Source organism: Paenibacillus sp. FW101-FHT12H11 (assembly GCF_058790355.1).
Genome location: NZ_JBYTCO010000002.1, coordinates 776,770 through 797,230, shown reverse-complemented (window position 1 = coordinate 797,230; position 20,461 = coordinate 776,770). Strand labels below are relative to the sequence as shown.

General features: G+C 45.8%; 27 protein-coding genes. 21 read left to right on the top strand and 6 right to left on the bottom strand.

The window, feature by feature from the left end; all coding sequences use genetic code 11:
* The first annotated feature begins 22 nt into the window (after window positions 1–22).
* From AC3WTJ_RS09420 to AC3WTJ_RS09405, 4 genes are read left to right on the top strand one after another with little or no spacing between them, the layout of a single operon-like run.
* The gene (locus AC3WTJ_RS09420) at window positions 23–943 is read left to right on the top strand and encodes a metal ABC transporter substrate-binding protein (protein WP_492521540.1); all 921 of its coding nucleotides are present in this window, start codon (window positions 23–25) and stop codon (window positions 941–943) included.
* 34 nt (window positions 944–977) lie between these two features.
* Window positions 978–1,757 carry a metal ABC transporter ATP-binding protein gene (locus tag AC3WTJ_RS09415; RefSeq protein ID WP_157319907.1) on the top strand — a complete coding sequence of 260 codons (780 nt, stop codon included), beginning with the start codon at window positions 978–980 and terminating at the stop codon, window positions 1,755–1,757.
* A gap of 12 nt (window positions 1,758–1,769) precedes the next feature.
* A complete protein-coding gene (locus AC3WTJ_RS09410) occupies window positions 1,770–2,570 on the top strand; it encodes a metal ABC transporter permease (RefSeq protein ID WP_492521539.1) in 801 nt (266 codons plus the stop codon).
* A 1-nt stretch (window position 2,571) separates the two neighbouring features.
* A complete protein-coding gene (locus AC3WTJ_RS09405) occupies window positions 2,572–3,285 on the top strand; it encodes a cytochrome c biogenesis CcdA family protein (protein ID WP_127449603.1) in 714 nt (237 codons plus the stop codon).
* Here AC3WTJ_RS09405 and splB read toward each other — a convergent pair.
* On the bottom strand, window positions 3,282–4,343 hold the full coding sequence (gene splB / locus AC3WTJ_RS09400) for a spore photoproduct lyase (protein ID WP_492521538.1): 1,062 nt from the start codon (window positions 4,341–4,343) through the stop codon (window positions 3,282–3,284). The genes AC3WTJ_RS09405 and splB overlap by 4 nt on opposite strands.
* 163 nt (window positions 4,344–4,506) lie before the next feature.
* On the opposite strand from splB, the gene mntR reads away from it, so the two are divergent.
* Both mntR and AC3WTJ_RS09390 read left to right on the top strand, forming a co-directional pair.
* Window positions 4,507–4,932, top strand: coding sequence for a transcriptional regulator MntR (mntR, locus tag AC3WTJ_RS09395; RefSeq protein ID WP_127449606.1), 426 nt, complete (start codon window positions 4,507–4,509; stop codon window positions 4,930–4,932).
* A gap of 111 nt (window positions 4,933–5,043) precedes the next feature.
* Window positions 5,044–6,012 carry a patatin-like phospholipase family protein gene (locus tag AC3WTJ_RS09390; RefSeq protein ID WP_492521537.1) on the top strand — a complete coding sequence of 323 codons (969 nt, stop codon included), beginning with the start codon at window positions 5,044–5,046 and terminating at the stop codon, window positions 6,010–6,012.
* A 4-nt stretch (window positions 6,013–6,016) separates the two neighbouring features.
* Here AC3WTJ_RS09390 and AC3WTJ_RS09385 read toward each other — a convergent pair whose 3' ends face one another.
* Both AC3WTJ_RS09385 and AC3WTJ_RS09380 read right to left on the bottom strand, forming a co-directional pair.
* On the bottom strand, window positions 6,017–6,277 hold the full coding sequence (locus AC3WTJ_RS09385) for a hypothetical protein (protein ID WP_492521536.1): 261 nt from the start codon (window positions 6,275–6,277) through the stop codon (window positions 6,017–6,019).
* Window positions 6,274–7,218: a DUF1385 domain-containing protein gene (locus tag AC3WTJ_RS09380; protein WP_157319916.1), complete on the bottom strand. Its 945-nt coding sequence runs from the start codon at window positions 7,216–7,218 to the stop codon at window positions 6,274–6,276. The genes AC3WTJ_RS09385 and AC3WTJ_RS09380 overlap by 4 nt, the downstream gene beginning before the upstream one ends.
* 152 nt (window positions 7,219–7,370) lie before the next feature.
* Here AC3WTJ_RS09380 and AC3WTJ_RS09375 point away from each other — a divergent pair, with 152 nt between their 5' ends.
* The 5 genes from AC3WTJ_RS09375 to AC3WTJ_RS09355 all read left to right on the top strand — a co-directional run bounded on the left by AC3WTJ_RS09375 (window position 7,371) and on the right by AC3WTJ_RS09355 (window position 11,436).
* Window positions 7,371–7,859 carry a YqhR family membrane protein gene (locus tag AC3WTJ_RS09375; protein ID WP_492521535.1) on the top strand — a complete coding sequence of 163 codons (489 nt, stop codon included), beginning with the start codon at window positions 7,371–7,373 and terminating at the stop codon, window positions 7,857–7,859.
* A 77-nt stretch (window positions 7,860–7,936) separates the two neighbouring features.
* Window positions 7,937–8,371: a type II 3-dehydroquinate dehydratase gene (gene aroQ / locus AC3WTJ_RS09370; protein ID WP_492521534.1), complete on the top strand. Its 435-nt coding sequence runs from the start codon at window positions 7,937–7,939 to the stop codon at window positions 8,369–8,371.
* Window positions 8,372–8,390: 19 nt separating this feature from the next.
* On the top strand, window positions 8,391–9,464 hold the full coding sequence (locus tag AC3WTJ_RS09365) for a M24 family metallopeptidase (RefSeq protein ID WP_157319918.1): 1,074 nt from the start codon (window positions 8,391–8,393) through the stop codon (window positions 9,462–9,464).
* A 15-nt stretch (window positions 9,465–9,479) separates the two neighbouring features.
* Window positions 9,480–10,037 carry an elongation factor P gene (gene efp / locus AC3WTJ_RS09360; RefSeq protein WP_181646554.1) on the top strand — a complete coding sequence of 186 codons (558 nt, stop codon included), beginning with the start codon at window positions 9,480–9,482 and terminating at the stop codon, window positions 10,035–10,037.
* A 142-nt stretch (window positions 10,038–10,179) separates the two neighbouring features.
* On the top strand, window positions 10,180–11,436 hold the full coding sequence (locus AC3WTJ_RS09355) for an aspartate kinase (RefSeq protein ID WP_157319919.1): 1,257 nt from the start codon (window positions 10,180–10,182) through the stop codon (window positions 11,434–11,436).
* A 9-nt stretch (window positions 11,437–11,445) separates the two neighbouring features.
* Here AC3WTJ_RS09355 and AC3WTJ_RS09350 read toward each other — a convergent pair whose 3' ends face one another.
* From AC3WTJ_RS09350 to comA, 3 genes are read right to left on the bottom strand one after another with little or no spacing between them, the layout of a single operon-like run.
* Entirely contained in the window at window positions 11,446–11,910 is a 465-nt protein-coding gene (locus AC3WTJ_RS09350; RefSeq protein ID WP_127449623.1) for a DUF441 domain-containing protein, read from the bottom strand.
* Between the two features lie 57 nt (window positions 11,911–11,967).
* Window positions 11,968–12,705, bottom strand: a complete 738-nt coding sequence (locus AC3WTJ_RS09345) for a 2-phosphosulfolactate phosphatase (protein WP_492521533.1) — start codon at window positions 12,703–12,705, stop codon at window positions 11,968–11,970.
* Window positions 12,706–12,708: 3 nt separating this feature from the next.
* Window positions 12,709–13,512 (bottom strand): phosphosulfolactate synthase, encoded by an 804-nt coding sequence (comA, locus tag AC3WTJ_RS09340; RefSeq protein WP_407872087.1) that lies wholly within the window; start codon window positions 13,510–13,512, stop codon window positions 12,709–12,711.
* 346 nt (window positions 13,513–13,858) lie between these two features.
* Here comA and AC3WTJ_RS09335 point away from each other — a divergent pair, with 346 nt between their 5' ends.
* The 10 genes from AC3WTJ_RS09335 to accB all read left to right on the top strand — a co-directional run bounded on the left by AC3WTJ_RS09335 (window position 13,859) and on the right by accB (window position 20,427).
* Window positions 13,859–14,122, top strand: coding sequence for a YqhV family protein (locus AC3WTJ_RS09335; RefSeq protein WP_127449627.1), 264 nt, complete (start codon window positions 13,859–13,861; stop codon window positions 14,120–14,122).
* Window positions 14,123–14,194: 72 nt separating this feature from the next.
* Window positions 14,195–15,178 carry a stage III sporulation protein AA gene (spoIIIAA, locus tag AC3WTJ_RS09330; RefSeq protein ID WP_492521532.1) on the top strand — a complete coding sequence of 328 codons (984 nt, stop codon included), beginning with the start codon at window positions 14,195–14,197 and terminating at the stop codon, window positions 15,176–15,178.
* Between the two features lie 6 nt (window positions 15,179–15,184).
* Window positions 15,185–15,703: a stage III sporulation protein SpoIIIAB gene (gene spoIIIAB / locus AC3WTJ_RS09325; RefSeq protein ID WP_492521531.1), complete on the top strand. Its 519-nt coding sequence runs from the start codon at window positions 15,185–15,187 to the stop codon at window positions 15,701–15,703.
* 59 nt (window positions 15,704–15,762) lie between these two features.
* Entirely contained in the window at window positions 15,763–15,966 is a 204-nt protein-coding gene (spoIIIAC, locus tag AC3WTJ_RS09320; RefSeq protein WP_029197158.1) for a stage III sporulation protein AC, read from the top strand.
* A gap of 10 nt (window positions 15,967–15,976) precedes the next feature.
* Window positions 15,977–16,366, top strand: a complete 390-nt coding sequence (gene spoIIIAD, locus AC3WTJ_RS09315; protein WP_127449633.1) for a stage III sporulation protein AD — start codon at window positions 15,977–15,979, stop codon at window positions 16,364–16,366.
* A 24-nt stretch (window positions 16,367–16,390) separates the two neighbouring features.
* Window positions 16,391–17,590, top strand: coding sequence for a stage III sporulation protein AE (gene spoIIIAE, locus AC3WTJ_RS09310; RefSeq protein ID WP_492521530.1), 1,200 nt, complete (start codon window positions 16,391–16,393; stop codon window positions 17,588–17,590).
* 13 nt (window positions 17,591–17,603) lie between these two features.
* Complete coding sequence (spoIIIAF, locus tag AC3WTJ_RS09305) at window positions 17,604–18,326, top strand: stage III sporulation protein AF (RefSeq protein ID WP_492521529.1); 723 nt, start codon at window positions 17,604–17,606, stop codon at window positions 18,324–18,326.
* A gap of 4 nt (window positions 18,327–18,330) precedes the next feature.
* Window positions 18,331–18,969: a stage III sporulation protein AG gene (gene spoIIIAG / locus AC3WTJ_RS09300; protein WP_127449639.1), complete on the top strand. Its 639-nt coding sequence runs from the start codon at window positions 18,331–18,333 to the stop codon at window positions 18,967–18,969.
* Between the two features lie 36 nt (window positions 18,970–19,005).
* The gene (locus AC3WTJ_RS09295) at window positions 19,006–19,773 is read left to right on the top strand and encodes a SpoIIIAH-like family protein (protein ID WP_407872092.1); all 768 of its coding nucleotides are present in this window, start codon (window positions 19,006–19,008) and stop codon (window positions 19,771–19,773) included.
* A gap of 156 nt (window positions 19,774–19,929) precedes the next feature.
* Window positions 19,930–20,427 carry an acetyl-CoA carboxylase biotin carboxyl carrier protein gene (gene accB, locus AC3WTJ_RS09290; protein ID WP_127449643.1) on the top strand — a complete coding sequence of 166 codons (498 nt, stop codon included), beginning with the start codon at window positions 19,930–19,932 and terminating at the stop codon, window positions 20,425–20,427.
* Window positions 20,428–20,461: the final 34 nt, after the last annotated feature.

Here is a 20,461-nt window from a genome sequence, read left to right as displayed (position 1 = left end):
GAACGCGAGTGGAGTGAGGATTATGATACGTTCGAAATGGATTATGTCCATAACCGTCATGGTTATTTTATCTGTTATATTGGCTGGATGCGGTACTGCTGCAAGTTCAAAAGCTAAACTTGTTGAAGGAAAGGTAAATGTTGTAACAAGTTTTTATCCTTTATATGAGTTTACTAAGGCAATTGGCGGCGAATATGTGAATGCCATTAACCTGGTTCCCGCAGGAGTCGAGCCCCACGATTGGTCTCCGAAGAGCAGGGACATCAAAAATATGACGCAAGCACAGGTTTTCGTCTATCAAGGTGCTGGATTTGAAGGTTGGGTGAAAGATTTTCTGGGAAGTCTAGCACCAGATTCTACTTTAAAAGTAGTAGAAGCGAGTAATGGGGCAAATTTGATAAGAACCTCTGAAAATAAAGAGGAATTTGACCCACATGCATGGCTTAGCCCGTTAAATGCTGTGAAAATGGCTAATAATATTAAAACGGCACTAATTAGTGCAGATCCGGCTCATAAAGATGCATTTGAGCAAAATTATGCGAGCTATGCTGCCAAGTTAACAGATCTTGATGCTCGTTATAAAAAAGAGCTGGGGCAAACTTCAAAAAAAGAAATTGCTGTTTCGCATCAGGCGTTTGCTTATTTATGCAGAGATTATGGTTTAACGCAATTATCCATTATGGGTCTATCGCCTGATGCCGAGCCAACCGCTCAGGATCTAAAGAATATGAATGAATACATCAAAGTGCATAACTTGAAATATATATTCTTTGAAGAGCTTGTATCCGACAAGTTGGCGAAGACGTTAGCCAATGACGCCAAGGTAGAAACGATGGTTTTGAATCCTCTTGAAGGATTAACGAAGGAGCAAGCTGACGCTGGCGAGGATTATATCTCGATCATGGATAAAAATTTGAAAAATTTAGTGACTGCCTTACAATAGAAGGGTAGTTCATTATGAGTCAGGGGTTATAAACATGGAGATAAGCCATAAAGATTTCTGCCACCAAAGTATTGTGTCTATTGATGATGTTTCCTTCTCATACGAAAATAAGAAGGTCATTGATAAGCTTCGTTTTAATGTACTTGAACGAGATTTTGTTGGTGTCATTGGCTCCAATGGTGCAGGTAAAACAACGCTGCTCAAAATGCTCGTAGGGCTTCTTAAGCCTACGAGCGGGGAGATCAGGTTGTTTGACAGTCCACTAAGCCAATTCAAGGATTGGGAACGCATTGGCTATGTTCCGCAAAAAAATGCCTTCAATCCCTTATTCCCGGCTACTGTGCGGGAAATTGTTTTATCCGGGATGTATTCAAAGAAGCGGATTTACCGCAGGTTGTCCAAAGCTGACCTGCAAAAAGCGGAAGACGCGATGCTCGCCATGCGCATCGAGGACTTAGCTGACCGCAAAATCGGCCAGCTGTCAGGTGGACAACAGCAGCGCGCTTTCCTCGCGCGCGCGATCGTGAACAACCCGGAGCTGCTCATATTGGATGAGCCGACCGTGGGAATTGATGCGGAATCGCAGCTCGGATTTTTCCGGATGATCCGCCACATGCATCAGCATCATCATATGACGTTCATCATGGTGTCGCATGATATGGACATGATGCAGTCATATTTAGGTTCGGAGCCGCAGCAAGTTAGCGGCGGTATCAAGTTTCATGTGAAGCATACCCATGATCCCGAGGATTGCCGGGAAACGAATTTGACACATTCGATCGGCCAGATTCGCGAGATGATCGGAGTTCAGTAAGGAGCGGGCATTTTGGACATATTCACGGAGTATTTTTTTCAACGCGCTTTAATTGGCGGTATATTGATCGGGCTGACGGCGCCATTAATGGGCGTTTTTCTTGTCCTTCGGCGATTGTCGATGATCGGAGATACGCTCGCTCACGTTTCCATTGCGGGGGTCGCCCTGGGATTTCTTATTAACGTTTACCCTTTGGGCGTTGGGCTTATTTTCGCCTTGTTAGCTTCGTTCGCTATTGAACGTCTGCGCAAAGCTTATAAAACCTATGCAGAGCTCTCCATCGCCATCATCATGTCAGGCGGCGTCGCTCTGGCTACGATTCTTTTTACGCTGGGTAAAGGCTTTAATATGAATGTCATGAGCTATTTATTCGGAAGCATCTATACGCTGGATCGGCAAGATCTATGGGTTGTTCTTGGTGTATCTGTGCTTGTTGTCGGGGTCATTGCTGTTCACTTTAAAGAGTTCTTTCTCATGTTTTTTGACGAGGATGCAGCCAGCGTAAGTGGACTTCCACTTAAATATTATAATATGATGATTACAATGCTTACTGCACTTGTTATTTCGGTTGCCATCAAGATTGTAGGCGCACTGCTTGTTTCGTCCTTGCTTACCATTCCAGTCGCATGTAGTTTGCTAATCGCAAAAAGCTTTAAACACTCCGTTATTTTGGCTGTTATTTTTTCAGAAATCGCGGTTGTCATCGGGCTGGTTGTTGCTGGCGTTTGGGATCTAGCTCCGGGTGGAACGGTTGTGCTTACACTCATTGCTATGTTGATCGGGATCATTTTAAAAAGAGGATTGAGGATTTAACATGGACTCTGTGAATTTATGGATTGCTTTATGGGCGGGGATCGCATCTTTTATTTCGCCATGCTGTTTGCCATTATATCCCTCCTATCTTTCCTACATAACAGGAATCTCGGTAAGTGAATTGAAGTCTGGTGAGACATCATCCCAGGTGCGCAGGCAAACAATGCTGCATACGCTAAGTTTTATCGTTGGGTTTTCTATCATTTTTTATGCGCTCGGCTTAACGGCAGGATTTTTAGGAAACTTTTTTATTGATTATCGAGATTTGCTTCGGCAAATTGCAGCGTTATTGATTTTTATCATGGGATTATTTTTGCTTGGCGTTTTCCAACCGCAGTGGTTGATGAAAGAACGCAAGCTGCAAATCAAGTTCCGTCCCGCAGGATATCTTGGTTCGGTGTTAGTAGGAATGGGGTTTGCTGCGGGGTGGTCTCCATGTGTAGGACCCATCTTGTCGGCCATTCTCGCTTTGGCTACAACAGAGCCTGGAACGTGGTTTCAGCTAACAACCGCCTACTCCTTAGGATTCGCTATTCCGTTTTTTGTACTTTCCTTTTTTATCGGTTCTACCAAATGGATTTTACGTTATTCCAACCTCATTATGAAAATTGGAGGGGGTTTAATGGTAGTGATTGCGGTTTTACTTTATACAGGTAAAATGACGCAGATCACACTTTGGTTAAACACCATAACCCCGGATTGGTTGAAGTTTTAAGTAAAATACTCAATTTTGGCTTGAGGGAATTTATCAAAGATTTGTTCTGTGATAAATTCCCTTAACGCGTTTGCTTGCTCATCTGGATATACGTATTTGCCTTGTCCCCAGCGGCCCCATTTGTATTTTCGTTTTTCTTCATCCATCTCAAGTTTTGTTTTGGGATATCGTTTTTCAATGACGTTTTTGGCCGTTCTGGTAAATCGATGTTGAATCATTTCAAAAGTTAAATCTATCGTGGCTTCGGTTGGGAGTTCTTGGTGAAGCCGTTCCAAAAGGGTAGCATAACCTTCTTCCCAACCTTCGTGCCAAATGATGGGGGCAATAATGAAGCCAAGAGGATACCCGGCTTTGGCCACTTTTCCGGCAGCTTCGATTCTTTCGTGAAATTTGGAAGTACCCGGTTCGAAGTTTTTAATGACATAATCGGCATTAACACTAAAGCGAAAACGGGTATGCTTATTATGTTTGGCATCTAATAGCGGTTCTACATGGTGGTATTTGGTGACAAACCGTAAGCGGCCATGCTCTTGCTGTCCCATGAATTCGATAAGCTGCTTTAACGAGCCCGAAATATGTTCCAAACCTACAGGGTCCGAGGTACAGGCAGCTTCAAAACGGGTGATTTCGGGTACCCGTTCATCGATATATTTTTGGGCGGCACCTAGAATATCGTCGATATTGACGTAAATACGAATGTAAGGCTTCGCCCCTAAAGTAGTTTGGAGATAGCAATAATGGCAGTGCCCCATACAGCCAGTAGCGATTGGAATCGCATATTCGGCAGAAGGTTTTGAAGTGTCGAATTTAAGTGTTTTGCGTATGCCGACAACCAAGGTTCGTTTGGCTATACGATATTTTTCAAGTTCGGTATCACCCGGAAGATCGCGTATTTGATTATGCGAGGTTGTCATATGAATCTCTAACCCTTGCTGCTTGGCCCACTCATAGATCATTTTGCCCTTGGTATAATTCATCGCATCAGGTTCAAAATAAACAAGCTCTGGTACGAAGACAGCTGTGTTAGGTACGGGTCTACTAAGCAATTCTGTTGACATGCGATTCTCCTTTCAATAACCCGGGATGAAGTTCGTTCCTGACATTTAGTTTGCCAGAGAACAGCGTGGATGAACCATGGGATATTTGACCGCATCGAGGTTGATGGATTATGATAGGTAAGCAAGTGGCAGGAAATAAAGGAAAGCAGGGGGAAATAAAGCAATGGCTACGCCTAGCATGGAAGACTATCTGGAGAGAATATATAAACTCATAGACGAGAAAGGTTACGCTCGTGTCTCCGACATTGCTGAAGGGCTTGAAGTGCATCCCTCCTCCGTGACGAAAATGATTCAAAAGCTGGACAAAGACAATTATCTGATCTATGAGAAGTACCGCGGACTTATGTTAACTCCAAAAGGTAAGAAAATGGGCAAGCGACTAGTTGAACGTCATCAACTGCTCGAAAATTTCTTAACAATCATTGGCGTCCAAGAGGACAATATATATAAGGATGTTGAGGGAATCGAGCATCACTTAAGCTGGGATTCCATTACATGTATCGAGACTTTGGTCGAATATTTCCGCAGAGATCCAGGTCGGACAGATGAACTGTTGAATGTTCGTAAAGAATTAGAAGCTGATAATTAGACAGAGGCCGCAACGCGCGGCGCTCTGTCTTTTTATTGTGCATAGAAACAAACTGCCCCCGCATACATAACAAAGTAAGCCCTTTTGTTTGATTTCGGGGAGGGGTGTCGAATGTTAATCAATGGCGTGTTCGAAGGCGGCGGCGTTAAGGGAATCGCACTTGCGGGCGGCGTCACTGCAGCGATGGAGCAGGGGCATGTATTCCATCAAGTCGCAGGTACAAGCTCTGGATCAATTGTAGCGGCTTTATTGTCTGCCGGCTATACCGGAGAAGAGATGAGGGAAATCATCCTCAGGACTCCATTTAAATCGTTCATGCAGCGATCACCGATTTTTAATACCAAGATCATCGGGCCGGCGGCGCGGCTGTTGATCAAGAAAGGCCTCTACTCCGGTGAAGCGCTGGAGCGGTGGGTGTCGGGGCTGCTTGCTGCTAAGGGCATCCGCAATTTCGGAGATCTCAAGCCCAATCAGCTGCGAATTATCGCATCCGATATTACGCAAGGCAAGCTGCTAATTTTGCCTGCGGATATTGCGCAGTATGGGGTTGATCCGCGAAAGTTTTCCGTTGCTAAAGCCGTGCGGATGAGTACGAGCATCCCCTATTTTTTTGATCCGGTCATGATTCGCCGGCAAATAAAAAGCTCTGCGAAGGCAGCGCCGTTCGCAGAGCAGTTTTACTATATCGTTGATGGTGGGTTGTTAAGCAATTATCCCTTATGGGTGTTCGACCGGGATACCGATCGGGAAGAAATCATTCCCGTTATCGGGTTTCAATTAGTCGGTAAAAGTGAGACGCCCACGCACACCATCCGAGGACCGATTACGATGCTTGAAGCTTTGTTCGGGACCATGCTGAGTGCACATGATGAGCGATACATCGAGATGAAAAACCGGTTCCGTACCGTCAAAATTCCAACGCTCGGTGTGGGGAATACACAATTCAATTTGTCTAAAGAATTGAGTTTGTCCCTGTACGATTCTGGGTACCAAGCGACCAATGACTACTTTACTAAATGGTCCGCCAAAACCTACGAAGAGAATTATGAGAAATACGTATTACGCATTCCATCCAAGTGACGGCTTAATGATATTTCGGATAATCATCCGAATCTGAATCTTTCGTTCCGTTGATGACGCGAAATTTCGCATTTTTTCTTCTGGGCTTAGATGAGCCACGGCTGCCATAGGAAGGTTTTTTCCAACGAGACGGTGGGAATTTGTATAGAAGAAATATGAGCCCTAATACGAGAATCGGAATGAATAAAGTTCGCAAACTTACCAACAATCCAATCGCAATCAAAACACCGATAGCGATCTCGACCGGCGAAAATCTTCTCCTCATACCCGTCCCTCCATTATTCTTTTTTCTGCTTCACGCATCCGGTTAAAAGAAGCGATGGACACCTCAACCTGGCTGTCTTCAGGTTCTTTGGTTGTCAACAGTTGGAGCCATAGTCCCGGATACCCCAGGTAGCGGAGTACCGGCACTTCACGAAGGGAGTTCGTAAATCTTAGCACTTCATAAGAAACCCCGATTACAACAGGTAGCAGCACTAAACGCTGCAAGATACGCTCTACATATCCATCATAGTGCAGGAATGAGTAGATAACGACGCCGATCAAAACGGTAAAAACAATGAAACTGCTGCCGCAACGATAATGCAGTGTGTTGAATTTCTGTACATTGCTGACGGTTAACTCGACGCCTGCTTCATAGGCACTGATGACTTTATGCTCAGCTCCATGATATTGGAAAAGTCTGCGAATCATAGGTGTTAAGGATATGAAGTAGATATATCCGACAAGCAAAATAATCTTGATAACACCTTCTATAAGGTTATGAAGAATTTGATTGCTAAATACATTCCCAAACAAAAACTGTTCAATGATCGCCGGGACTAGGGTGAACACGAATTTCCCAAAAAGGAACGAGATCACACCCACAACAGCTACACCGAGGATCATCGAAATATTTGAGAAAAAGCCAGGTTTCTCATCTTTATTGGCTGAGGACTTGTCCTCGCCTTCTTGTTCAGCGAAGGATTCCGCTGAGAAATTAAGATGCTGAGCACCTTTGGCGCTGGATTCTATAATGCCGACGATCCCTCTGACCAATGGGATCTTCTTGAGCGATTGTACCCAGGGGATATCTTTCCTAGGGACTTCCAAGAAATCAAGTGAGCCATCTTTCTTGCGCACGGCGGTTACATGCACATTTTTTCCTGCGAACATGACGCCCTCAATGACGGCTTGTCCTCCGTATATACTGTTTTGTTCTGCCATGAGATCCACCTTCTTATCCTTCTCGAATTCGGTTTTTCGTACTTTCCTATTGTAACGGATTCACGGTTTGAATGCTACCGATAACGGTAGAACATACTATTCTTACCTGTGATTGACGTGCAATCTCTGTAGAGAAAGGAAGAGAACGACTAATGAATGAGAAAAATGTGGGGGAAATGAAAACAAATCGTTGGCTTTTCGTCTTATACATTGGCTTTTTCGCTGGCCTCATTTGGGGAGCAATGAAAATAATTGAACACTATTTTAAATTTACCAACATTGTGGTGGGTTTTCTTGTAGAGCCTTTTTTTAAACATGATTTTCTGCTGACTTGGCAGGGGGTACTCGTTGGCTGGGGCTTTTTTACGGTGTTTTCCATCATCGCGGCCTTCATCTATATGGTTACAATGTGGAAGCTGCAATCTGCCTGGTGGGGAATTGGGTATGGGGCGCTCTGGTGGGCAGCGATCTATTTGTTGATCGGTCCATTGGCGGGAATGACATACTGGATTAAGGATCTGGACCTCAACAGTATTCTAACGGATCTATGTTTGTTCCTGGTGTGGGGAATGTTTATTGGATATTCCATCGCGATCGAGTACACAGATACAAGAACAAGACAACCTATACACAAGACATGAAAGTTATGGTAAAATATCAAAGGTTAAATAGGCGGATAAAGTCTGTGCAACTGAAAAATCCTGGGGAGTGATTCCTGTTGAAAAAGGTTCTGGTGATTAACGGGCCCAACTTGAATATGCTGGGCATACGTGAACCTGGTGTGTACGGAACGGTTTCCCTACCCGTCATTATTCAAGGCTTGACTGAATTAGCCGAAGTGCTTTCAGTTGAGATTGAGAGCTTCCAATCGAATCATGAAGGCGGTATTATTGATAAAATTCATGAAGCCTTTGGCACGAAAGACGGCATTCTCATTAACCCTGGCGCATTTACGCATTATAGCTACGCCATTCGCGACGCGTTGTCTTCCGTTCAATTGCCTACCGTTGAAGTTCATCTATCGAACATTCATAAGCGCGAGGAGTTTCGTCATCACTCGGTCACCGCGCCAGTTGTTATCGGTCAGATTAGCGGATTTGGCGTGCAGAGCTATGAGCTGGGTTTGAGAGCACTTCTATCCCATATGCAGTAAAGAAGGAATGGTGATTTCGATGCAGGAGAAACGTATTGAACGTCTTCGCAAGGTTATGCAAGAGCAAAATTTACCGGCTGTACTCATCACGAATGCCTATAACCGTACATATGTATCTGGCTTCACCGGTTCTTCCGGCTATGTTCTTATAACGTTAGATCGAGCAATTCTTTTGACAGATTTCCGTTATATGACGCAAGCCCCTCAACAAGCGAAGCTTTTTGAAGTGGTTGAGCACCAGGCTAAAGTGATGGAATCTGTTAAAGGACTATTGAATCAACAAGGAATTACACAACTTGCCTTCGAGCAAGGGGATGTGTCCTATGGTGACTTCCTGGGTTATCAAGCAGCTTTACCAGGCATTGAGCTTTTGCCGACGGCGAAACTCGTCGAGGGCATCCGAATGGTCAAAGACGATGTAGAATTGCAAGTGATGCAGGAAGCAGCAGATTTGGCTGACCAAACCTTTTCACACATTTTGTCCTATATCAAGCCAGGCGTGAAAGAACTCGATATTGCGCTTGAAATTGAAATGTTTATCCGCAAAAACGGCGGCACCTCGACTTCGTTCGAAACGATTGTTGCTTCCGGCGAACGCTCCGCTCTGCCGCACGGCAAAGCAAGCGATCGCGTGCTCCAAATAAACGAATTTGTCAAATTAGATTTTGGAGCGTATTATAAAGGGTATTGCTCTGACATCACAAGAACGGTTATGCTAGGAAAGCCAACGGACAAGCATAAAGAAATTTATGATATTGTGTTGGAAGCCCAACTCAACTGTTTAGCCAATCTCAAGCCGGGGATTACGGGCAGAGAAGGCGACGCTTATGCAAGAGATGTTATTGTGAAGCATGGCTATGGCGATTACTTCGGTCACAGTACCGGACATGGTTTAGGCATGGAGGTTCATGAGTCTCCGCGCTTGGCGAAAACCGAGGATACAATTTTAACTCCTGGTATGGTGGTTACGGTGGAACCTGGCATTTATCTTCCTGGTTTTGGGGGAGTTCGAATTGAGGATGACGCAGTAATTACTGACACCGGCATTAAAATACTTACAAGCTCTACAAAAGATTTTCTTATTATTGACTAGCGGAGGGATTCACAAGTGATATCAGTAAATGATTTCAAAACAGGTCTTACCATTGAAGTAGAACACGATATTTTTACAGTTTTAGATTTCCAACACGTTAAACCAGGTAAAGGCGCTGCATTCGTGCGCTCCAAGCTGAAAAACCTGCGCAACGGCAACACGGTTGAACGTACTTTCCGTGCGGGCGAGAACGTAGGCCGTGCACACATCGATAACCGCGAAATGCAGTACCTGTATGCAAGCGGCGACGAGTTCACGTTCATGGATACGGAAACGTTTGATCAATTCAGCCTTTCCCGCGAACAATTGAAATGGGAATTGAACTTCCTTCTTGAGAACATGAACATCAAAATTTTGAGCTACCAAGGTGAAATTCTTGGGATCAATCTGCCAAAAAGCGTTGACTTGAAAGTTGTCGAAACAGAGCCGGGCGTTAAAGGAAATACAGCTCAAGGCGCGCTTAAAGGTGCAAAAGTGGAAACTGGCCTTGTTGTTCAAGTTCCACTGTTCATCAACGAAGGCGACGTGCTTACAGTTGATACCGAAGATGGCCGTTATATCTCCCGTGCCTAGTTTCAACTAGGACAAGCCTCTCTGACTTTTGACAAGTCAGAGAGTTTTTTTATTTTGTGTGTGCAAATTTTCACACAAAACTACATTTTATGCTATAATATTGAATTGTTATGCACTAGTATGCGTTAGGAGTGGGTCAGCTTTGTCTCTAATAGTGATGAAATTTGGCGGAAGCTCTGTCGGTGATGCGGAGCGAATGAAACGTGTTGCAAAAAGAATCGTTGAGCGAAAGCAAGCAGGTCACAGCTGCGTTGTTGTCGTATCTGCGATGGGAGATACAACGGACGATCTTATCGACCTGTCTAAGCAAATTTACGATGGAGCCCCACCGGCTCGTGAAATGGATATGCTCTTAACGACAGGAGAGCAGGTTTCTGTAGCCCTCTTATCGATGGCGATACATAGTTTAGGGGAACAAGCGGTTTCTTACACCGGTTGGCAGAGCGGGATTTTCACGGAAGATGTACACGGAAAAGCGAGAATTACGGATATTCAGCCAGCGCGTGTTCTGAATGCGCTCGAACAAGGCAATGTCGTGATTGTAGCCGGTTTCCAAGGTATGACGGAAGCTGGAGAGATTACGACGCTTGGCCGCGGCGGTTCCGATACAACGGCCGTTGCTCTTGCTGCTGCAATCAAAGCAGATCTTTGCGAGATTTACACCGACGTAGATGGTATTTACTCAACGGATCCGCGCATTGTGAAAGTAGCGAGAAAACTGAATGAAATTTCTTACGATGAGATGCTGGAGCTTGCGAATTTGGGAGCTGCTGTACTTCATCCAAGAGCAGTGGAATATGCCAAAAATTATAACGTTACCTTGGTGGTACGTTCCAGCTTTACTAACAATGAAGGTACCAACGTGAAGGAGGAAGCAGTGATGGAGCAAGGAATCGTTGTCCGTGGCATCGCCTATGACAAGAATGTGGCAAGAGTTAGTATTCTAGGTGTACCCGAGAAACCGGGCCAGCTGGCAAAAGTATTCATGGCGCTTGCCGAGGTTCAAGTCGATGTAGATATCATTGTACAAAGCGGTGTACTCAATGGATCAGCGGATTTCTCATTCACAACGACGCTTGCTGACCGCGAAAAAGCTTTGGATGCGATTGAATCCATCCGCGGTGAAATCGGCTTCCGTGAAGTAACTTCCGAAGTAAACATGGTGAAAGTATCCATCGTTGGCGCCGGCATGGTTAGTACGCCTGGGGTTGCTGCTACGATGTTTAAAGTAATTTCTGACCTGGGTATCTCCATCTCGCTGGTCAGCACGTCCGAGATTAAAGTCTCTTGCGTCATCGAGAATTCGAACTTGACGGAAGTGATCCAATCTCTGCACACGGCTTACGGCTTGGACACAACGGAGCAAGCCTTCGTTGGCGGACCGCAAGATCGCAGATAATCCCAGTTCTCAACTGAATTTATCGGATATAAAATAAGCGACTTTTAATAAAAAAGCTGTGATCCCGGCGGCCATCAAAGGGCCGACCGGAATCCCCCGCAAAAAGATGATGCCAAAAATGGAACCAATGACAAGACCCACAATTAATTGTGGGTCTATTTTTAATAGTTCCAACCCTTTTCCGTTCATATACGTTGCAATCGCTCCCCCAAGTAGAGCAATGATTCCCGGCCAAGAGGTAAATACCGACATGATGTCCTTCATCGAGATTCGTTCACTCGCAAATGGCACAAGGACGCCAATCGTCAGAAAAAGCAATCCCAGCTCCAAACCTCTGCGCTCCATAGCGGGGAAAAACCGCATTAATCCAACCAGTTTCAAGGCAAGCAGCATGCAAGAAGCAGTTGTAATAATCGGAGAACGGCCTATGAGTCCAATAACAATGAGCGTAACTAAGATTATATTGCCATTCATCTTCAAAACCCCTCACCCTCATAACTTTCCATCTTAGTTTATGAGGGGGGCTTGTATTTAGAACGCAGGACGCCCTGAAGTCCCCAACAGCACCATTTGATCACGTTCAAGAACCGGCACTTGATCCGTGATATTTGTTTTGGCACAGGCTGCAATATCCGCCTGAAAACCGGACTTGCACATTTTTTTTCCATTCGTGGAGGACAGCAGTGTATCGTATAAGTTTTTTTGGGCCTGCAAAAAACTTCCTCGCATAGCTAAGCCGAAATCATTGGTTGCTATCTGTTTCTCGCCTAGAGCCAGGATTAGCTCCTCAAGAATATGCCCTGCACAAAGTCCATCCTCTAGGGAGAAGACGTCTTGTGTCCCTGCGCATAGAATAACAGTGTCCCTCTTGAAGGCGATCGCGGCCGCTGCGCAAGCTTTACTATTTAAAAAAGAACCTGCCAGCACTTGATCGGCTTTTATTGCTTTTTGAATGCCTCTAGTACCATTCGTTGTCGTCAGGATCACACGTTTGCCCTGTACAGCTTCCTTGGTATATTCCAATGGTGAATTACCGAAATCGAAACCGGGAATTTTCTTGCAAAAGCGTTCCCCTCCAAGCAGATCACCCTCTTGCTGCAGTTCTTTGGCCCTCAGAACGGTATCCACTGGAACGATGGCTTTGCATCCGTTAATCAATGCGGTGATGATCGTGCTAGTTGCACGGATAACATCAACGACGATGACGGTTTTATGAAGAAAATCGTCACTTCTTGCTTCGCCGATGTTGGCGACAACCTCGATATGCATCTTTTATTCCTTTCTGGTACCTAAGGACAACGTATCGGAACGCAGTCCTCTGCGCAATGCTTCCAAAGCAATAAGCTCATCCGGTGAGATATTGCCCAAGTGGATATCTGCTCCAAGCATGCTAATCAAGTGCACCTGTTGACTTTTGAGCGGAGCCTCCCACAGAAGCCGCTGTCCGGGAACGGCGGAGAGCACTTGCCCAACTTCCTCATCCTTACATTTTCCCTGTGAATCAAAAATCCCGACACCCATCCCGGATTCACGAGCTTCAATCGTTACCAGGGAAGCTCCGAATTCCGTGTCTAACATAACGGTCTCAATTAATTCCTCTAATTCGATGGCTGAACCCCAGCCCTTTTTACCATATTCGGTAACAACCTCTAGTCCTTCGTCTAGCCCGCGAGCGATCAACTCATTTCTAAGCTTACGGTCGAAATCAATGGTGCCATTGGATATTTCAACACCGTTAAATCCGAGTGCGACAATCATATCGAAATAGGAAGCCACTGCGTGCTGTGTGATCGCAACTTCGAGAAAAGTGCCTCCCGGATAGATGCAAATGCCATTTTCTTTGGCGGCGTTAATTTTGCTTTTCAGCACATGCTGCGGATATAGAGGAGATGTGCCGAAGCCGAGTTTGATCATATCCACATGACTGCTGCCCGCGGTAAGCAAATCTTCAAATGCATTTGGCCCTAAGCCTTTATCCATTACCATAGTTTTACCCAGCGTTCTGGGTTTGGCCTGCCTTTGTCCTGTGGGGTCGGCCAGAACGGGATTCCAGTTCAAATAAGAGGTAACTTCCATCGGTATTTCTCCTCACTGTCCTTCGAAGGTTCAATTATGTGTACAGCATATGCATCTGGGCAAATGGTGGTGCCCACTATGCCTAAAATCAGACGAGCCCGCATAAGGTAGGGTAAAAAGAGTGAGCTGTCGTTGAACCTTTGGCCAATTGAGTTACGCTAGAGCGCTCCGCAATTTTATAAAAACCTCCAGGCTCCATTGCAAATCTGTTCCTTCTTTAACTTATTTTTATGGTTGGAACAGATTTGCAAAAGTCGCTCTTCCGGCTTTTTATAAAATTGCTCCACAAAGCGAAATTGGCGCAGGTTCAAAAGAGCTGTTTCTTTTTACGAAAGGAGAAGAAAACATGAATAAAATTGTCCTAGCGATGGCGTCGCTGAGGCTGATGTCTGGGAGCATAGAGATCATAGCTGCGATCGTGATGCTGAGACTGGCGACTGTGGAAAAAGCGTTGCTAGTGAACTCTACGCTCGCTCTAGTAGGTCCTCTAGTACTACTAGCTACTACGACGATAGGTTTGGTAGGGATAGCAGAGAAGCTTTCCTATGGGAAGATGCTCTGGGTGATTGCGGGAGTAAGCTGTCTATTCATTGGTATTTTAAAAAAGTAATCGGTCATATTTCTTTCTATTAAGCATAGAAATGAATATAGAAGACTGGACAACTTGGAGGGATGTTTCGCTATGCACGACACGATCATGCACATTCTTCCTCAAACGCTTCGGATTCTACTCTCATCTTTGCCGCCGGACGTACAAGCTAGCGTTGAGGAAATCAGGGTGAGAGAATCGCGCCCCTTCGAGCTAATCTGGGGGGACGGGTACGCTTTCGTTGATGAGAGAGGCCAATTGGTGACTGGGGAAGATCGGGCGTACAAGCCAACCCGACAAGATTGTCTGACCTTGCTTGAGATGCTGACGAACCATTCCATGTACACCCATGAAGAAGAACTGCGGAGAGGGTATATCACCATTGCCGGCGGCCATCGCGTCGGACTAGCCGGGCGCACGGTGTTAGAGCAAGGGGATGTTAAGCAGATTCGCGATGTTAGCTCATTTAACATCCGGATTGCTCGTGAGATTCAAGGGGTAGGCAGGCAAGTGCTGCCGCATCTCTTCGACCCCATTCGGAGAAGTGTCCATCACACGCTCGTGATCTCGCCGCCGCAGCAAGGGAAGACAACCCTGGTTCGTGACATAGCCAGGCTCATCAGCCGCGGTGAGTGGGGCGTGAACAGCCTAGGGACGACAGGCAAGAAGGTAGGCGTAGTCGATGAACGCTCGGAATTGGCGGCTTGTGTCAGAGGAGTGCCCAGATTCGATCTCGGACCGAGAACAGACGTCATGGACGGCTGCCCAAAAGCGGAAGGCATGATGATGATGATCCGATCCTTATCGCCAGATGTGCTGGTTGTTGATGAAATCGGCCGGCCAGAAGATGCAGGAGCAATCCACGAGGCTGTCCATACGGGGATTCGCGTCGTTGCAACCGCGCATGGTGCCGATTATGAGGATGTGCGAATGAGGCCTGTTCTGAAGCAGCTTTTGGAAGAGGGTGTATTTACGAGATATGTCATCCTGCATCGAAGAAAAGGCGAGCCTGCTGCCTATCGCATACTGGATCGGTCGGGTAAGCCGTTGGAACACTATCCTGCACGAAAAGGATGATGAAAAATGCTGAAATTCGTTGGCGGGGTGCTCATTATCAGTGCCGCCACCTTGTATGGTTTTCTGCAAGCCGCTCATTACGTTAGGCGACCTAAACAAATCCGGATGCTGATTTCGGCGCTGGGACGGATGGAAACAGAAATCACATACGCAGTTACACCACTGCCCGAAGCCTTCTCCTCTCTTGGCAAACAAGTTGCTGAACCGCTTTCCTCCTTGTTTCGATTAACATCGGAGCGGTTGCTGACGAGCGACGGGACATCGACTCGTGACATTTGGCATAGAAGCGTTAAGGATGTTTGGGGAAGAACATCGATGAAGCAAGCCGAGCAAGAGGTTGTACTGCAGCTCGGGTCTGTACTAGGTGTGACGGATCGCAGTGATCAAATCAAGCATTTGCGGCTAGCTATTTCACAGCTTCAGGCAGAAGAGACCGAGTCTAGAGAAGATCAACGCCGTTACGAAAAAATGTGGAAAAGCCTGGGTGTCCTTATCGGAGCACTAATCGTAATTTTGATGTATTAAGGGAAGCGAGGAACTTGCCCTATGCAGAAGCTCCTTGTCAGCAGAGTGAGGTGCCTGGAATGAACGTAGATGTGAATGCCATTTTCCAGATTGCCGGCATCGGCATCATCATCGCGATGATCCATTCGGTGCTCAAGCAGATGGGGAAAGAGGATATGGCACACTGGGTCACGGTCATTGGCTTCGTGGTCGTGCTCTTCATGGTTGTCAGCATGCTCGATCATTTGTTTAAAGAAATCAAAACGATCTTCTTATTCCAATGAGGTGCGCCGTATGGAAATCATCCAGATTGTAGGCCTGGGGCTCATCGTTACGATACTCACGCTCATCATCAAGGAGCAGAAACCCATGTTTGCGTTCTTGCTGGCGGCCTTTACAGGCATCATGATTTTCTTGTTTCTGATCGGCAAAATCTCCAGTGTCATCCAGGTGCTTGAAGATTTAGCGCAAAAATCAAATATCAATATGGTGTTTCTTAAAACGATCCTGAAAATCATCGGAGTTGCCTACATTGCTGAGTTCGGCGCACAAATTGTGCGCGATGCCGGACAAGAATCCATCGCCTCCAAGATCGAACTCTCTGGGAAAGTGCTCATTATGGTAATGGCGATTCCGATCATTACCGTCATCATCGAGACTGTCGTTAAGCTGCTCCCTGCTTAGATGATCCATTTAGGAGTGACTCAAATGAACCTGCTTTATTCGCACCAGAAGCTGAACAACCGCTGGATCATCTTGTTCATCATGACAATGGCTTTGTGGCTTGGCATGTCGAGCTTCTCGACCGCAGAATCACCGACAGACGCCGTCATCAAGGAGCAAGCAGAACATCTGAATACGGAGCCTGTCGAGCAATATTGGGATAAGCTCATGAAAGATTACGGCGGCTACTTCCCTGAAAGCAAGACGCCAACCTTCATGGAACTGCTCTTGGGCACGAAGGGAATCAGCATGAAAAGCATATTCAAAGGGCTCTTACGCTACGTTTTTCATGAAATCATCATCAACGGCAAACTGCTCGCTTCCATTGTGATTCTAACGATTTTCAGCATGATTCTCGAAACGCTGCAGAGTTCATTCGAAAGAAACACGGTAAGCAAGCTCGGCTATTCCATTACCTACATGGTCTTGATTATTATCGCGATCAATTCCTTCAGCGTAGCAATCGGATATGCCAAAACTGCAATCACATCGATGATAGAATTCATGATCGCCATCATGCCGCTGCTGCTAACACTGCTAGCTTCTATGGGAAATGTCACCTCAGTAGCCATCTTGCATCCGCTCATCGTTTTCATGATTCACTCGGTGGGCACAGCGATTTATGTCTTTGTTTTTCCGTTATTGTTCTTCTCAGCTGTTCTGCACATCGTGAGTTCGCTAAGTGACAAATACAAAGTCACCCAGCTGGCCAATCTGCTTCGCACAATCAGTCTTAGTATGCTCGGGGTTTTCGTCACTGTTTTCCTCGGCGTGATTTCGATACAAGGGACTGCCGGTGCGGTGCGAGATGGCGTGGCCATCCGAACAGCCAAATACATCACAGGCAACTTTGTTCCGGTAGTAGGCCGTTTATTCTCCGATGCAACTGAGACGGTTATAGGCGCATCTTTGCTTGTGAAAAATGCGATCGGACTTGTCGGCGTTGTCATTTTGATCATGCTGTGCGCGTTCCCGGCGATTAAGATTTTGACCTTGGCTTTTATCTACAACTTGTCTGCAGCGGTTATGCAGCCCTTGGGAGACAGCCCGATCATTGCTTGCTTGCAGACGATTGGCAAAAGTTTGATCTACGTTTTCGCTGCGCTGGCAGCTGTGAGTTTAATGTTCTTTCTGGCTTTAACGATCATGATTACGATTAGTAACGTCTCGGTGATGATGCGGTGAAAGGAGATTCGCTATGGACTGGTTAGGCGGATGGCTGAAAACGGTCATCATGGTCATCATGCTGGCTACCTTCGTTGATCTTCTACTCCCCAGCAACACCATGCAGCGCTATGTAAAAACCGTCATGAGCTTATTCATCCTACTAACACTTTTAACGCCCGTCTTGCAGTTATTTCAGAAAGATTGGGATGTGGATAAATTGCTTAGCCAAGCCGAAAAGCAGCAAAACGAAAAGACGATGCTTGCTAGCGGAAGCGGAGGAAGTCTCTGGATGAAATCACTCGATGTGATTACGAAGGATGCCCAAAAACTTCAGGCTGCGGGCCAAGAGCAATCACAGCAGATGATCCAGACCCAACTGGCCGGACTGATGAAAGAGGACATTCAGAAACAGACGGACCTAACCGTTCATGACGTTCAGGTCGTCGCGCAAATAGACAATAACGGGAAACCTGCCATAACGAAAGTCAGGGTCGCCCTTGATGATATAGAAGTCAAAAGCAAGTCAAGTCCTGCTGCCGGCTCCAAAAGTATTGCTGCTATGGAACCGGTCAAGCCTATTGATCCGATAAGGATTAAAGCGAATGAACAAGAAACAACCGCATCTGCCCAGGCTGCAGCACCTTACGAGCAGGAGGTTGAAAGATTGAAACAAGGCATTACGCGCAATTGGCTGGTTGAACCTGCACGCATTGATATCCAAGTTGAACAAAGGAATGGAAGGATTGCGAGGTGAATCGATGGGAACATTGCTGCAATGGATGGAGAACAAATTCGGCGGAGGTCCGGGAGGGCCGAAACGTAAGAACACACTCCTATGGGTCATCATGATCGGACTTATGGGAGCGGCGCTGATGATTATGAATGCATTTATGACTGTAAAAGAGGTTGATCCCATCACTGCGGGCAGAGCCTCTCCGCCTCCCAGTAAAGAAACATTTCTCAATAATACATCCAAGGAAAACTCGAGCTTTCACGAATATGAACTGGCGTATCAGTCGCAGCTCAAAGATATTTTACAGAAAATCGTTGGTGTTGGCGATGTTGAAGTCCTGGTCACTATTGAGTCAACGGAGGAATTGACCGTCGACAAAAATTACAATGATAACCAGCAAATGACGACAGAACGCGACAATGGCGGGGCGACTCGGAATATATCCCAGGTCACGCGAAGCGGGGAAGTGGTTATCTATCAAGTGTCAGGCGACCAGAAGCCGCTTGTGCTCAAATATATCAAACCTAAGATCAGAGGGGTCATCGTTGTCGCGAAGGGCGCTGAGAATCTGACGGTGAAGAAAATGATTTCGGAAGCCGTTGAGCGCGGGCTTGATGTCCCATTGAATCGTATCTCCATTTTACCCCGGAAAACCGGTGAATAAATCCAATAGGTAATCAAATTTGAGGAGGAATATACAATGAACGCAAAAAGACAAACAATTTGGCTCGTATCTATGCTTAGCTTGATGGTGGTGCTCTCCGCGTACTACTTGTTCACTGAGGATGTGAATAAACTCGATCTGGCATCGACGGATACGACGAAGCAGAGCCAAGAAGTGAAGATTGATATGGCTCAGGTTGACACGGCAAATGCAGCAAAAACAGACGTAAAAGCAACTACTGGCACTGATACAAAAGTCGACACGAAAGCAACAACGCCGCAAAATTCAACAAAAACAGACGTTAAGACAGACGCGAAAACGGATGTTAAAACCGATGCAAAAACAGATGTGAAAACTGATGCTAAAACAGACGTGAAAACGGACGCAAAAGCAGATGTGAAAACGGACGATCAAGTGCTGAAACAAATGGAAGAACAAGCGAAAACAACGTCGGCAAGCGACTACTTTACGAATGAGCAGATGAAACAAAGTGAATATTTCGCCAAAGCTTCTTCCGATCTGATGGAAATCATCATTGACACGAAAAAAACACCTGAAGCGGTAGCGAAAGCAACGAATGATTTATCTAAATTGACAGATGTTCAAGAAAAAGTTGAAAATCTGCAAGATGTGCTGATGAAAGACTTCCCGCAAGCCATCGTTAATCAAGAAGGCAACAAATGGAAAGTAACGGTTCAAAGCGATAAACTAGAGAAAAGCCAAGGGGTTACGATCGTTGATATGGTCGTCAAAGAGCTTGGTGCTGCTCCGGAAAACATCAAAATCCAATACGTGCGTCCATAGTTTAAAAGAGCTGTCAACACGGCAAGGGAGGGTACAGGAAAGGGTCCAGGTAAAACTGGACTCTTTCCATTTCTTGCGTTTATGGGTATAATACATACGTTGCGGCTATGAAACCGCATTTTTTACTGGTTCACCAACTTTGAAGGAGTGACATGAATGTTCAAATTGAGTGAAATCAAAGAGTTAATCAAACTCGTCGATCAATCCTCTTTACAAGAACTTGAAATTGAAAATGAAGGTGCTCGCCTGTCGATTCGCAAGCCGAATAAATCAGAGCCTGTATACGTAACAGCACCAGTTCAACACACATATGCTCCGATTGGTCAAGCAAGTGTTCCTCACGCAGCACCGGCTGCGGCTTTGGAAACTTCTGTACCTGCGACTACTGGACATGCTAAGCAAGAGGACTCATCTTTACATAAGATCGTCTCACCGATGGTAGGAACTTTCTATCAGTCTGCTTCTCCTGGCGCTGCTCCTTTCGCAAGTGTTGGTCAAAAAGTAGGCGATAAAACAGTTGTGTGCATCGTTGAAGCTATGAAATTGATGAATGAGATTGAAGCTGAAATCAAAGGTGAAATCGTTGAAGTACTCGTTGAAAACGGTCAACTTGTTGAGTACGGACAACCTTTATTTTTGGTGAGACCGGAGTAAGTTAGTATTTTGCTAACGGAAAACTCTTAGGAGG

Coding starts and splice junctions, on each gene's coding strand:
- AC3WTJ_RS09420 (WP_492521540.1), top strand. CDS start 23: ATGATACGTTCGAAATGGATTATGTCCATAACCGTCATGGTTATTTTA.
- AC3WTJ_RS09415 (WP_157319907.1), top strand. CDS start 978: ATGGAGATAAGCCATAAAGATTTCTGCCACCAAAGTATTGTGTCTATT.
- AC3WTJ_RS09405 (WP_127449603.1), top strand. CDS start 2,572: ATGGACTCTGTGAATTTATGGATTGCTTTATGGGCGGGGATCGCATCT.
- splB (WP_492521538.1), bottom strand. CDS start 4,343: ATGTCAACAGAATTGCTTAGTAGACCCGTACCTAACACAGCTGTCTTC.
- mntR (WP_127449606.1), top strand. CDS start 4,507: ATGGCTACGCCTAGCATGGAAGACTATCTGGAGAGAATATATAAACTC.
- AC3WTJ_RS09390 (WP_492521537.1), top strand. CDS start 5,044: ATGTTAATCAATGGCGTGTTCGAAGGCGGCGGCGTTAAGGGAATCGCA.
- AC3WTJ_RS09385 (WP_492521536.1), bottom strand. CDS start 6,277: ATGAGGAGAAGATTTTCGCCGGTCGAGATCGCTATCGGTGTTTTGATT.
- AC3WTJ_RS09380 (WP_157319916.1), bottom strand. CDS start 7,218: ATGGCAGAACAAAACAGTATATACGGAGGACAAGCCGTCATTGAGGGC.
- AC3WTJ_RS09375 (WP_492521535.1), top strand. CDS start 7,371: ATGAATGAGAAAAATGTGGGGGAAATGAAAACAAATCGTTGGCTTTTC.
- AC3WTJ_RS09365 (WP_157319918.1), top strand. CDS start 8,391: ATGCAGGAGAAACGTATTGAACGTCTTCGCAAGGTTATGCAAGAGCAA.
- AC3WTJ_RS09350 (WP_127449623.1), bottom strand. CDS start 11,910: ATGAATGGCAATATAATCTTAGTTACGCTCATTGTTATTGGACTCATA.
- AC3WTJ_RS09345 (WP_492521533.1), bottom strand. CDS start 12,705: ATGCATATCGAGGTTGTCGCCAACATCGGCGAAGCAAGAAGTGACGAT.
- comA (WP_407872087.1), bottom strand. CDS start 13,512: ATGGAAGTTACCTCTTATTTGAACTGGAATCCCGTTCTGGCCGACCCC.
- AC3WTJ_RS09335 (WP_127449627.1), top strand. CDS start 13,859: ATGAATAAAATTGTCCTAGCGATGGCGTCGCTGAGGCTGATGTCTGGG.
- spoIIIAA (WP_492521532.1), top strand. CDS start 14,195: ATGCACGACACGATCATGCACATTCTTCCTCAAACGCTTCGGATTCTA.
- spoIIIAB (WP_492521531.1), top strand. CDS start 15,185: ATGCTGAAATTCGTTGGCGGGGTGCTCATTATCAGTGCCGCCACCTTG.
- spoIIIAC (WP_029197158.1), top strand. CDS start 15,763: ATGAACGTAGATGTGAATGCCATTTTCCAGATTGCCGGCATCGGCATC.
- spoIIIAD (WP_127449633.1), top strand. CDS start 15,977: ATGGAAATCATCCAGATTGTAGGCCTGGGGCTCATCGTTACGATACTC.
- spoIIIAE (WP_492521530.1), top strand. CDS start 16,391: ATGAACCTGCTTTATTCGCACCAGAAGCTGAACAACCGCTGGATCATC.
- spoIIIAF (WP_492521529.1), top strand. CDS start 17,604: ATGGACTGGTTAGGCGGATGGCTGAAAACGGTCATCATGGTCATCATG.
- spoIIIAG (WP_127449639.1), top strand. CDS start 18,331: ATGGGAACATTGCTGCAATGGATGGAGAACAAATTCGGCGGAGGTCCG.
- AC3WTJ_RS09295 (WP_407872092.1), top strand. CDS start 19,006: ATGAACGCAAAAAGACAAACAATTTGGCTCGTATCTATGCTTAGCTTG.
- accB (WP_127449643.1), top strand. CDS start 19,930: ATGTTCAAATTGAGTGAAATCAAAGAGTTAATCAAACTCGTCGATCAA.